This window comes from Pseudomonas sp. N-137 (assembly GCF_034555295.1).
Taxonomy (GTDB): Bacteria; Pseudomonadota; Gammaproteobacteria; order Pseudomonadales; family Pseudomonadaceae; genus Aquipseudomonas; species Aquipseudomonas rhizophila.
Genome location: NZ_JAXUDQ010000002.1, coordinates 23283 through 35381, shown reverse-complemented (window position 1 = coordinate 35381; position 12099 = coordinate 23283). Strand labels below are relative to the sequence as shown.

General features: G+C 61.3%; 11 protein-coding genes. 7 read left to right on the top strand and 4 right to left on the bottom strand.

The window, feature by feature from the left end; all coding sequences use genetic code 11:
* Nucleotides 1–8: 8 nt before the first annotated feature.
* A complete protein-coding gene (locus T3A99_RS00190) occupies nt 9–1241 on the bottom strand; it encodes an NRAMP family divalent metal transporter (protein WP_076386749.1) in 1233 nt (410 codons plus the stop codon).
* A 276-nt stretch (nt 1242–1517) separates the two neighbouring features.
* Here T3A99_RS00190 and T3A99_RS00185 point away from each other — a divergent pair, with 276 nt between their 5' ends.
* From T3A99_RS00185 to T3A99_RS00170, 4 genes are all read left to right on the top strand, one after another.
* On the top strand, nt 1518–2183 hold the full coding sequence (locus T3A99_RS00185; RefSeq protein ID WP_076386424.1) for a GntR family transcriptional regulator: 666 nt from the start codon (nt 1518–1520) through the stop codon (nt 2181–2183).
* 200 nt (nt 2184–2383) lie between these two features.
* A complete protein-coding gene (locus T3A99_RS00180; RefSeq protein WP_047229555.1) occupies nt 2384–2953 on the top strand; it encodes a GNAT family N-acetyltransferase in 570 nt (189 codons plus the stop codon).
* 102 nt (nt 2954–3055) lie between these two features.
* Nucleotides 3056–3925, top strand: a complete 870-nt coding sequence (gene tesB, locus T3A99_RS00175; protein WP_047229556.1) for an acyl-CoA thioesterase II — start codon at nt 3056–3058, stop codon at nt 3923–3925.
* Entirely contained in the window at nt 3922–4515 is a 594-nt protein-coding gene (locus T3A99_RS00170; protein ID WP_047229557.1) for an HAD family hydrolase, read from the top strand. Before tesB ends, T3A99_RS00170 begins: the two co-directional genes overlap by 4 nt.
* 144 nt (nt 4516–4659) lie before the next feature.
* Here T3A99_RS00170 and T3A99_RS00165 read toward each other — a convergent pair whose 3' ends face one another.
* Both T3A99_RS00165 and T3A99_RS00160 read right to left on the bottom strand, forming a co-directional pair.
* Nucleotides 4660–5607: an alpha/beta hydrolase gene (locus T3A99_RS00165; protein ID WP_322833846.1), complete on the bottom strand. Its 948-nt coding sequence runs from the start codon at nt 5605–5607 to the stop codon at nt 4660–4662.
* Nucleotides 5607–6494: a neutral zinc metallopeptidase gene (locus T3A99_RS00160; RefSeq protein WP_047229559.1), complete on the bottom strand. Its 888-nt coding sequence runs from the start codon at nt 6492–6494 to the stop codon at nt 5607–5609. The genes T3A99_RS00165 and T3A99_RS00160 overlap by 1 nt, the downstream gene beginning before the upstream one ends.
* A 233-nt stretch (nt 6495–6727) precedes the next feature.
* On the opposite strand from T3A99_RS00160, the gene T3A99_RS00155 reads away from it, so the two are divergent.
* Together T3A99_RS00155 and T3A99_RS00150 are read left to right on the top strand one after the other, a co-directional pair.
* Nucleotides 6728–7504: an IclR family transcriptional regulator gene (locus T3A99_RS00155; RefSeq protein ID WP_047229560.1), complete on the top strand. Its 777-nt coding sequence runs from the start codon at nt 6728–6730 to the stop codon at nt 7502–7504.
* A 51-nt stretch (nt 7505–7555) separates the two neighbouring features.
* Nucleotides 7556–8434, top strand: coding sequence for a DMT family transporter (locus T3A99_RS00150; protein WP_107322970.1), 879 nt, complete (start codon nt 7556–7558; stop codon nt 8432–8434).
* Between the two features lie 136 nt (nt 8435–8570).
* On the opposite strand, the gene T3A99_RS00145 is transcribed toward T3A99_RS00150, so the two are convergent.
* Nucleotides 8571–9908 carry an MFS transporter gene (locus T3A99_RS00145; RefSeq protein ID WP_047229562.1) on the bottom strand — a complete coding sequence of 446 codons (1338 nt, stop codon included), beginning with the start codon at nt 9906–9908 and terminating at the stop codon, nt 8571–8573.
* A 272-nt stretch (nt 9909–10180) separates the two neighbouring features.
* Between T3A99_RS00145 and quiC the strand changes: the two genes are divergently transcribed.
* A complete protein-coding gene (gene quiC, locus T3A99_RS00140; RefSeq protein WP_322833845.1) occupies nt 10181–12082 on the top strand; it encodes a 3-dehydroshikimate dehydratase QuiC in 1902 nt (633 codons plus the stop codon).
* Nucleotides 12083–12099: the final 17 nt, after the last annotated feature.

The following is a 12099-nucleotide window of genomic DNA, read 5'->3' as shown; positions in this document are numbered from 1 at the left end:
TATCGGGCTCAGGCAACGTTGAGGAAGGCGAAGATCGGCCCAACGGATTTGATTGCCATGTACCAGGTCAGCAGGCAGGTCAGGGCGCCCAGCACCAACAGCCAGCGTGGGTAATGGTAACCGCCCATGAGGTCGGACCGGCGCCAGCCGACGTAGATAAAGATGCTCAGGCCGATTGGCAGTATCAGGCCATTGAAACCGCCCGCGAAGAGCAGCAGTGCGGCGGGAGCCGTTCCCATCAGGGCAAAGATCAGCAGCGACAGAGCGATGAACACGGTGGTGGCGCGGTTGCGCCCCTGCTCAGTGATGTCCGGCTTGAACACGGTGATAAAGGAAATGGAGGTGTAAGCGGCGCCGATCACGCTGGTGATACTGGCGGCCCAGAGGATGAGACCGAAGACGCGCAGGCCGAACTGCCCGGCTGCTGCCTGGAAGGCTTGTGCGGCCGGATTGGCGCCCTGGCCCGAGGTGTCGATGACTACGCCGCTGGCAACAACGCCGAGGATGGCGAGAAACAGGATGTAGCGCATGAGGCCGGTGACCATGATGCCGCCCAAGGCTGCCTTGGTCACTGCCTGGAGGTTTTCTACCCCGGTAGTCCCGCGGTCCAGCAGTTTGTGAGCCCCCGCATAAGTGATGTAACCGCCGACCGTGCCGCCGACAATGGTGGTAATGGTGGCGAAGTTGATCTGGTCCGGAAGGACGGTTTGATAGAGGGCTTCGCCCAGTGGCGGGTTGGAAGCGAAGGCCACGAACAGGGTCAGGGCGATCATCACCAGTCCCAGCACGACGATCAGTCGGTCGACGGCCACTCCGGCGCGATGGGAAAGGAAGATGCCGATAGCCAGCAAGGCGCTGAGACCGCCGCCCCATTTTGCATCAAGCCCCATCAACGCGTTCAGGCCCAGCCCGGCCCCGGCGATGTTGCCGACGTTGAACACCAGCCCGCCGAAAATCACCAGCACCGCCAGCAGGTAACCACTGCCTGGAATCGCGTTGTTGGCCACGTCTGCGGCACGCATTCGGGTCAGGGTGACGATACGCCAGACGTTAAGTTGAACCACGAAGTCGATCAGAATCGACGCCAGGATACCGAACGCAAATGCCGCACCCATTTTGGCCGTGAACGTGGCGGTCTGGGTGATGAAGCCAGGGCCGATGGCGGACGTTGCCATCATGAAAATTGCTGCGATCAGGGAAGCGCGTCGCGTCTTTGTAAAATCTTGAGCGGTCTGTGTCACGGCTGTCTGTGTCACGGCATCAATTCCTACGGTGGGAGATATTTTTTATTGAGCAACGAGCGTGCCAGGACTCAAACATCGACCTAGAAGTGTTGATCTATAGCTTCTGAATTGTTCAACAATCAGTTTAGTGTAAGGCTACAATTCGCACCAAATTGTAACCTTGTCACTCGTGGGTGTTACTTAATGATGCAGGCGACACCCTTGCTCCTTGCCATGGGCGGGGCTCTCATGGAACATCAAAGTGACTTCTCTTATTCTTATTCTGGATTGCACATGAACGACGTTTCACCTTCCCTTCCTCGCTCGCTGGGAGAATCCATTACCCAGGAGGTCCGCAGAATGCTGGTCGAAGGTGAACTGGTTCCGGGCCAACGATTGTCCGAAGCGGCCCTGGCCGAAAGCCTGCAGATTTCCCGCAACACATTGAGGGAAGCGTTCAGGGTCCTGACCCGCGAGGGGTTGCTCAAACATGAGCCCAATCGCGGGGTGAGCGTGGCGGTGCCCGATATGGCGTCGATCATCGACATCTATCGTGTCCGTCGCTTTATCGAATGCAAGGCCATTGCCCAGGGTTACCCGCTGCATCCGGGAACGCTGCATATGCGTGAGGCGGTGGAGGCGGGCATGCGAGCGCGTGAAGTCAAGGACTGGAAGGCTGTCGGCACCGCCAACATGATGTTCCACAAGGCTATCGTCGAACTCGCCGACAGCCCGCGATTGGTGGTGTTCTACGGTCAGATATCAGCCGAGCTGCGGCTGGCATTCGGCCTGCTCAAAGATCCGGAGTTCCTGCATATGCCCTATGTCGATATGAACGTTTCAATCCTGCGTTGTATCGAAGAAGGACGATCAGAGGAGGCAACCCGGCTGCTTGAAGCCTATCTGGTGCAGTCGGAGCGCACCGTTCTGGCCGCTTACGAACGCAGTCTGAACCGGTAGCACCCTACGAGCGCGACGAACTCCTCGCCAGCCAAGCCAAGCCTGTCGATAATTGATACCTGGCGCAGCCGCGTGGCTCACTCGATCAAGCTGGGCACGGCGCCTGCGTCTCCCACCTTGATCCCGGCAGCGGCCGTGGGCCGTTTATTTGGGCGTGGCGATTTCGCTTGAGTAGGCGTTGGGGCATGGAGAGGAAGCAAATGGAGCCGATACTGGAACTGCAAAGCGCGCGGTTGATACTGCGCCAGTGGCGCGACGCGGACTTGCCGGAGTTTGCCGCCATGTCTGCCGATGCGCAGGTGATGCGTTATTTTCCGGCGCCCCTGAGCCGCCTGGAAAGCGCCGCACTGATCGGGCGCGTGCGGGGGCATTTTGCCGAGCATGGCTTTGGTTTGTGGGCCCTGCAGCGCAAGGACACCGGGGCCTTTATCGGCTTTACCGGCCTGGGCGTGGTCGGATTCGACGCGCACTTCACTCCGGCGATCGAGATCGGCTGGCGTCTGGCCCGGGAGCATTGGGGCCTGGGTTATGCCAGCGAAGCCGCATGGACGGCCTTGCGGTGTGCGTTCGATCGCCTGGGGCTGGATGAGGTGGTGGCGTTCGCCGCCGTCGATAACCTGCCATCGCAGAAAGTCATGCAAGCCATCGGCATGCATCATGACCCGGCCGATGACTTTGAACACCCAAAGCTCGCCGTCGGTCATCCATTGCGTCAACATGTGCTCTATCGTATCAACCGTGAACAGTGGCTACAGACCCTGCACGGTTAGCCGACACGGACGTTTACAATGCCCGCCACAATGGCCCGGGCCAACAATCGATCCACCGTCGCAGCACCGACTGCGCGGTTGAGCTGTGTGAGGAAAGTCTGAATGAGCCACGTGTTGGAAGATCTGGTCGACCTGCTGACCCTGGAACCCATCGAAGAGAACCTGTTTCGCGGTCGCAGCCAGGACCTGGGGTTTCGCCAGTTGTTCGGCGGCCAGGTGCTGGGCCAGTCACTGTCGGCGGCTAGCCAGACCGTGGAAGAGGCCCGTCATGTGCATTCGATGCACGGCTACTTCCTGCGTCCGGGCGATGCGGCCTTGCCGGTGGTCTACCAGGTGGACCGGGTGCGTGACGGCGGCAGTTTCAGCACCCGCCGGGTCACGGCGATCCAGAAGGGCAACCCGATTTTCACGTGCAGCGCTTCGTTTCAATACGACGAGCAGGGTTTTGAGCACCAGAACTCCATGCCCCAGGTGGTCGGGCCGGAGAACCTGCCTTCGGAGCTGGAACTGACCCAGCAGCGGGCGCACCTGCTGCCCGAGCACATGCGGGAAAAACTGCTGTGTCCCAAACCGATCGAGGTGCGCCCGGTCACCGAGAAAGATCCCTACAATCCGCAGCCGGCCGATCCGGTCAAGTACGTGTGGTTCCGGGCCGATGGTGCCCTGGCGGACTCGCCGGCCCTGCATAAGTACCTGCTGGCCTACGCCTCGGATTTCGGTCTGCTGACCACCTCGATGTTGCCCCACGGCAAATCGGTTTGGCAAAAGGACATGCAGGTCGCCAGCCTCGACCACGCCTTGTGGTTCCACGCCGACCTGCGTGCCGATGACTGGTTGCTCTATGCGATGGACAGCCCGTGGGCCGGCAACTCCCGTGGGTTCTCTCGTGGCAGCGTGTTCAATCGCGCCGGACAACTGGTGGCGTCGGTGACCCAGGAAGGCCTGATTCGCCACCGCAAGGACTGGGCATGAGTCTGGCCGATGTGCGGCACTGGGTGTTCGACATGGACGGTACGCTGACCATCGCCGTGCATGATTTTGCGGCGATTCGCGTGGCCCTGGCGATCCCGGCCGAAGACGACATTCTGACCCACCTGGCGGCATTGCCGGCCGACGAAGCCGCAGCCAAGCATGCCTGGTTGCTGGAGCACGAGCGGGACCTGGCGCTGGGCTCCCGGCCTGCGCCGGGAGCGGTCGAGCTGGTACGCGAGCTGGCGCAGCGGGGTTACCGCCTGGGGATCCTGACGCGCAACGCTCGCGAACTGGCCCACGTGACCCTGCAAGCTATCGGTCTGGCGGACTGTTTCGCCGTGGAAGATGTGCTGGGCCGCGACGAAGCGCCGCCCAAGCCTCATCCCGGCGGCCTGTTGAAACTGGCCGAGGCCTGGAGTGTGGCGCCTGAGGCGATGGTGATGGTGGGTGACTACCGTTTCGACCTGGACTGCGGCCGTGCGGCGGGGGCGCGGACGGTGCTGGTGAACCTGCCGGACAATCCTTGGCCGGAGCTGGCGGACTGGCATGCGCGTGATTGCGGGGAGTTGCGGCGGATGCTGTCGGCTTGAAAGAGGGGTTGGCTGATAGATAGCTATCGCGAGCAGGCTCGCTCCCACAAGGGGATCTGAGTCGATCAAAAAGTGTGTGTCCACCGCAGATCTACTGTGGGAGCGAGCTTGCTCGCGATGAGGCCCTGTCTACCACTACACCACTCACTGACCAAACAGCGCCTTCTGCCCCTCAGCCGAATTGAACATCCCATCCCCGTTATGCCCCACCCCCGGCACTTCGATCAGCCGCTGGTTCAGCCCCTCGGGATGACGCCGGGTCAGGTAGTCGAAAAAGAACTGCCCGCGCAGTAACCGATACGGCCCTTGGGTCTGCGCTTCACAGCCTTTATCCAGCGCAGGGTGCTCAGGGTCGATGTCCTGTTGCCCAAGCAGATAAACGATGTCGCGTTTGATGTAGTTGTCTTCCAGTTGAGTGGGGGGTTGCCCGGCGGCATAGGCGGGCAGGTTCTGCAGGCCGTACTTCCAATGGTTGAAGCCGGGACAACCGGCCGGGTCGAAGGCCATGGGGCGCTGCGCATCGAAATAGGCATAGGAGGACGGGTTGGCGATGACGAATCTGGGTGCGATCCGGGTTTGACCGCGAGCGAGCAAGGCGTAGCGCTGCGCGACCTGCGCGCCGCCGGAATGGCCCGCGATGATGATCTCTTTCACCTCGGGAAACTGCTGCCGGTCACTGACCCGGGCGACGATGTCGTCGATGACCTGAAAGGAACTGACCGCCTTGGGCCCCGTGGATAAGCCGCCGGCCATCCAGTCGTTGCCTTGCCAGCGCAACAGGTCATTGGGCAACTGATGGCGGGCAACGTCATGTTCGTTGAGAAACTGCGGGGCGATGATCAGGGTCGTGGTCAGTTGACCGGCGTGTGCGGCGGCCTTTTCGGCGCTGTGCAGATAGGTCTGGGCGTTGCGCAGCCGGCCATGGAGGATGATCAACACGCGCTGGATAGACGCCGGGGGGGGACTCACGCCGACGACCATGGCGCCGCCCTTGAGCTGCAGTCGCCCTTGAGCGACCACGCCCACGCCCTGTTCGTCTGCCTGGGTAAAAGTGCAGCACAGCAGCAGGCTGAGGAGGGCGCCCCACTTCATTACAGATTTTTTGCCGCGAAGGTGTCGCATTGGCTGACCTGACCCTGGGCAAACCCGGTCTTGAACCAGCGAACCCGTTGCGCCGAGGTGCCGTGGGTGAAGGAGTCCGGCACTACCCGGCCCTGGCCCTGCTGCTGAAGGCGGTCATCACCGATGGCGTTGGCGGCGGTCAAGGCCTCTTCAATGTCCCCCGGCTCCAGCCAGTTCAGGCGCTTCTGTGCATGGTTGGCCCAGACGCCCGCCAGGCAGTCGGCCTGTAATTCCTGACGGACCAGCAGACCACCATCGCCTTCCATCTGGCGGCCCTGACGGCGAGCCTCCTGGATTTTTGCCGACACCCCGAGCAGGGTCTGGACGTGATGCCCGACCTCATGGGCGATGACGTAGGCCTGGGCGAAATCCCCAGCGGCGGAGAACCGTTGGGACATTTCCTGGAAGAAACTCATGTCCAGGTAGACCTGTTTATCGGCCGGGCAATAGAACGGGCCGGTGGCTGATGAGGCGAGGCCGCAAGCCGAGTTGACCCGACCGCTGAACAGCACCAGTTTGGGTTGTTGGTACTGGCGCCCGGCCTGCTGGAAGACCTGGCCCCAGGTGTCTTCGGTATCACCCAGGATTGAGCGCACGAACTCGGCCTGTTCATCGTTCGCGGGCGGCGCCTGCCGGGTTTGGGAGGAGGCGGGGGCCGAGGTCTGGTCCATCTGCCCGGCCAGTTGCCCGAGAATCTGCATGGGGTCCTGGCCGGTGATCCAGCCGATACCGACGATCAGGACAATGGCCGTCAGGCTCAGCCCCTTGCCGCCACCGAAACGCATCCCACCACCGCCGCCACCGTCACCGCGGGCGTCCACCACGTTGTCACTGCGGCGACCTTTTTTCCATAACATGTGGGAAATCCTCTGATTGACCGTATGAAGAGTGTTGCCGCTGAGTGGGGTTGCCGCCAGTTCACGGACAGACATTCGCAGTGAGTCTAGCGTTTGAAGGCGCAGGCTGTACGCCTGAGCTCTCAGGCAATCGCCACGGGTTTTGGTTCATCCGTCAACAATGAATGTCTGGTTCCAGAATTTGCATTACACTTCGCATATTTTGGAATCAGCCTCTCTCCTCTGGATTTTTCATGGCCGGCAGTCAAATCGAACGGGTTTTCAATGTGCTGGAAAGTCTCGCCAGCGATCCCCACGGCTGGGCTCTGCAAGGGTTGGCCGAACAATTACAGATTCCCAAGAGCGCCACGCACCGCCTGCTTGCTGAACTGACGCGCCTGGGTTACGTGCGCCAGAATCCCGAGAACCTGCGTTATCACTTGTCGACCCGCCTGGTCGCCCTGGGCTTTCGCTACCTGTCGCGCAGTGGTGCCGACATCGTGCAGCCGGTGCTCGATCGTCTGGCTCGGGAAAGCGGTGAACTGGTGCGCCTGGGTGTGATCGAGGGTGATCGCCAGACCTGGATTGCCAAGTCCCAGGGCGCTCGCTCCGGGTTGCGCTACGACCCTGACATGGGCCGCGAGACGCCATTGGTCTATACCGCGTCGGGCCATGCCTGGCTGGCGTGCATGAGCGATGCCGAGGCGCTGTCGCTGGTGGACCGCCAGGCCCTGAAAATGCCGGCGGACGTGGGCCCCAACGCGCCGCGTGACAGCGTTGAACTGCTTCAATACCTGCGTCAGGCCCGGGAGCAGGGCTATGCCTGTGTCGAGGAAAGTTCGGCGGTCGGCACCTCTGCCATTGCAGCCGTGGTGCGTCATCCGCTGGATGGTCGGGTCTTGGGCGTGCTCAGCATCGCCGGCCCCACCGCCCGGATGACGCGATCGAGGCTGCATGAGCTGGCGCCGACCTTGCTTGCGTTTACCGAGGAATTGTCACACGCCAGCCAGGCATCGGAGTTGTTCAGCTGAATCGCCGTCGCAGACCTCGGCTCCCTACATCAAGCAACACAGGATTCCTACATGACCGTCAGCACTCCGCTTTCCGGCGTCAATCAGGCCTTCAAGGGCATCCTGTTGATACTCTGCGCGACGTTCCTGTTCTCCAGCCATGACGCCTTGTCCAAATACCTTTCAGGGTTCTATCCGATCATCATGGTGGTGTGGGCGCGTTATGTCGTGCACACGCTGTTGATGGCAGGGATTTTCCTGCCGCGTTCGGGGCTGCGAGTGCTGCGTACCAAGCGTCCGTTATGGCAGTTGGCGCGTGCGTTGTGTCTGTTGGGCACCAGCCTGTTCTTCACCACGGCGCTGCTATACATCCCTTTGGCGGAAGCGACCGCGGTCAACTTCCTGGCGCCCGTGCTGGTCACTGCATTGTCGGTGCCTTTGCTGGGCGAACACGTGACGCGCGGCCAATGGGTCGCGGTGATCTTCGGCTTTATCGGGGTGTTGATCATTGTCCATCCGGGCGGTGACCTGTTCACGCCAGCGGTGTTATTGCCGTTCTGTTCGGCGCTGTTTTTCTGTTTCTATCAATTGCTCACTCGCAAGCTCAGTGAGATTGATAGCCCGACCACCAGCAACTTCTTCGCCGGCTTGTGCAATACGTTGGTGATGAGCGCCCTGGTGCCGTTCTTCTGGCAGGTGCCAAGCCTGGTGCATGGGGCAATGATGCTTGCGTTGGGAGCGTGTGGGATGACGGCGCACCTGATGCTGACCCAGGCCTTCCGCTTCGCCGCCCCGGCGCTGTTGGCACCGTTCGGGTATTGCCAGATCGTATTTGCCGGCCTGCTGGGCTGGTTGCTGTTCAGCCATACGCCGACGTTGACCACGGTGTTCGGCATCGTGCTGATCTGCCTCAGCGGGCTGGCGGCGGCGTGGCAACAGCGGCGGAGCTAACGCGCACCGTGGTGGGATCGATTGTGGGAGCAAGGCTTGCCCGCGATGAAGACGATACGGTCCTGAGTGAACCGAGGTGCCTGCATCGGGGGTAAGCCGTGCTCCCACATGGGGATGAATCCCGGGCTGACTGGTATCAGCTTTCCAGCGTCGGCACCTTGCGCGGTGCCATGAAGTACAACCAGATCAGGGCAATGAAGTACATCGCCGGGATCAGGGTGAACAGTACGGTGTAGTTGTTGTGGGTCACCGTGAGGATGTGGCCCACCAACTGGGTCATGAACATCCCGCCGACGGCGGCGCACATGCCGCCAAAGCCGAACACCGTGCTCATCATGTGCTTGGGCGTGTAGTCCATCACGAGGCTCCAGATGTTGGCGGTCCAGGCCTGGTGCGCGCCGATGGCCAGGGAGATGGCAAACACCGCCATCCACAGGCTGCTGGAACCGGCGGCCAGGATCACGCCGATGATGCAGCAGGCGAACAGCAACATGGAAATCAGCCGCGCCTTGATCGGGTTCAGACCGCGACCGATCAGGAATGAAGACAGAATCCCGCCGCCCACGCTGCCGAAATCGGCGGTGAGGTAAATGATGATCAGCGGGATGCCCATCTGGGTCACGTTGATGCCCAGGTTGTATTGCTGGTTCAGGAACGGCGGCAACCAGTAGAGGTAGAACCAGAACACCGGTGCGGTGATCGAGTAGGCCAGGGCGAACGCCCAGGTGCCGCGCATGCGCAGGATACGGGAGAAGGGCACGCGGACCTGATCGGGTTCGTCCTGGGCCTGGATGTAGTCCAGTTCCGCCTGTTTGACGCTGGGATGATCCTCCGGGTTGAAGTATTTCAGGCCCCAGAACACCAGCCAGATCCCGCCCAGCGCGGCCATGCACAGGAACGCAGCCTGCCAGCCCCACACCTGCAGGACCAGCGGCAGCAGCATTGGCGTGAACATCGCGCCAACGTTGGTTCCGGCGTTGAAAATACCGGTCGCCACGGCCCGTTCACCGGCCGGGAACCATAGCCGTGTGGTCTTCACGCAGGCCGGGTAGTTGGCGGCTTCGGTCAGGCCCAGGATGAATCGGCAGACCATGAAGCCCACCGCCGACGTGGCCAGGCCATGGGCGCCGGTCGCCAGACTCCAGAGCAGTACGGCGCAAAAGAACACGCGCTTGACGCCGATCCGGTCGATCAGTCGGCCTTGCAGCACGAAACCGATGGCATAACCAACCTGGAACCAGAAGTTGATGTTGGCGTAATCCATCGCCGTCCAGCTCATTTCCTTGGCGAGAATGGGCTGCATCACGCCCAGTGCGGCGCGGTCGATGTAGTTCAGGGTGGTGGCGAAAAACACCAGGGCGAGCATGCCCCAACGGGTTTTGCCCACGGCCAGGGCGCCGCGGATCTTGTTACCGACGCCAGCGGTTGTGGCACCCAGGACGGGGGGCAGGCGGGAGCTTTGGGAGGGAATCATAGCGTGTACCCGTTTTTGAAATTCTTATGGTGTGGTCTGGGTCTGTTCAAAGGTGCCGACGATCAGGGCGGCCTCAATGAGGGGCCGATGGTGCGCAGTGAGCAAAAAACCGTCAATTCGTTGATCGGGCATTGTGTTCGATAATCGCCCAAAAAACTAACCGGATGGTACATATTAAATTGCTGAAACAAACCTCCAGCTCAATAATCGGCTCACTCTTTCAAAAGCGGCACACCTGTGTGTAGCCGATGCCTGTCCCGGGAGCCGAAGTCATGCAGCGTTCCATTGCCACCGTGTCCTTGAGCGGTACCCTGCCGGAGAAACTTGAAGCCATTGCCGCCGCCGGTTTCGACGGCGTGGAGATCTTCGAGAACGACCTTCTCTATTACGATGGCAGCCCTCGGGAAATCAGGCAGATGTGCGCCGACCTGGGCATCGCCATCACGCTTTTCCAACCGTTTCGGGATTTTGAAGGTTGCCGTCGCGAACGCCTTGCGCGCAATCTGGAGCGGGCCGAGCGCAAGTTCGACCTGATGCAGGAGCTGGGCACCGACCTGGTGCTGGTGTGCAGTAATGCCGCGGCCGACAGCCTGGGTGATGAGCAGATTTTGGTGGATGACCTGCGATTGCTGGCCGAACGAGCCGGGGCGCGAGGCTTGCGCATCGGTTACGAGGCGCTGGCCTGGGGCCGGCACGTCAATACTTATCAACAGGTCTGGAACATCGTGCGCCAGGCCGACCACCCCAGTCTGGGGGTGTTGCTCGACAGCTTCCATACCTTGTCCCTCAAGGGTGATCCGAGTGCGATTGCCCAGATCCCCGGTGACAAGATTTTCTTCGTGCAAATGGCCGATGCGCCGATCCTGGCGATGGATGTCCTGGAATGGAGCCGGCATTTCCGTTGCTTCCCAGGCCAGGGCGAGTTCGATCTGCCGGGCTTCCTGGCACCGATCATCAAGAGTGGCTACACCGGGCCATTGTCGCTGGAGATTTTCAACGACGGTTTCCGCGCCGCGCCACCACGGGCCAATGCCGCCGACGGCCTGCGTTCGTTGCTGTACCTGGAGGAGAAGACCCGCCAGCGGCTGGCCGAAGAGGCCGAACCGGCAAGCCATGCTGACATCCTGTTCGCCACACCACCGGCCAGCGAATACAACGGTATCGAATTCCTTGAGTTTGCCGTGGACGACAGTCTTGGCGCGAAGCTGTCCCATTGGCTGGAACGGTTGGGGTTCGTCAAGGCCGGCCAGCATCGCTCCAAGAACGTGAGCCTGCTGCGCCAGGGCGACATCAACCTGATCCTCAATTGCGAACCCTATTCGTTTGCCCACAGCTTTTTCGAAGCTCACGGGCCATCGCTGTGCGCCACCGCCGTGCGGGTCAAAAACAGCGCCAGCGCCCTGGAGCGGGCCGTGGCCTACAAGGGCCAGCCTTATCGCGGCCTGGTGGGGCCCAACGAGTTGGAGTTGGCGGCGGTGCGTGCACCGGACGGCAGCCTGATTTACCTGGTGGATCAGGACGCCGACGTCTACGGCACCGATTTCAACCTGCAACCGGGCGCTGTCATCGGTGCCGGACTCAAGCGCATCGACCACATGGCAATGGCGCTGCCGGCCGATAGCCTCGACAGCTGGGTGCTGTTCTACAAGAGCCTGCTGGATTTCGAAGCCGACGACGAAGTGGTGCTGCCCGACCCGTATGGCCTGGTAAAGAGTCGCGCCCTGCGTAGCCGTTGCAGTTCGATCCGCTTGCCGCTCAATATTTCCGAGAACCGTAACACCGCGATCTCCCATGCGCTGTCCAGTTATCGCGGCTCCGGCGTGCACCACATCGCCTTCGACTGCGATGACATCTTTGCCCAGGTCAGCCGCGCCAAAGAGGCCGGCGTGCCGCTGCTGGACATTCCGCTCAACTATTACGATGACCTCGCGGCGCGTTTCGATTTCGATGATGAGTTTCTCAGCGAGCTGGCTTATTTCAACGTGTTGTACGACCGAGATGCCCAGGGCGGTGAATTGTTTCACGTCTACACCGAGCCGTTCGAAGGGCGCTTCTTCTTTGAAATCATCCAGCGCAAGAGCGGCTATGCCGGCTACGGCGCCGCCAATGTCGCGGTAAGGCTGGCAGCCATGGCCAAGTCCCGCAGCGGTGGCTTGCGGCACGCCAAGTTGTAGGCAAATCGTAAACGCGG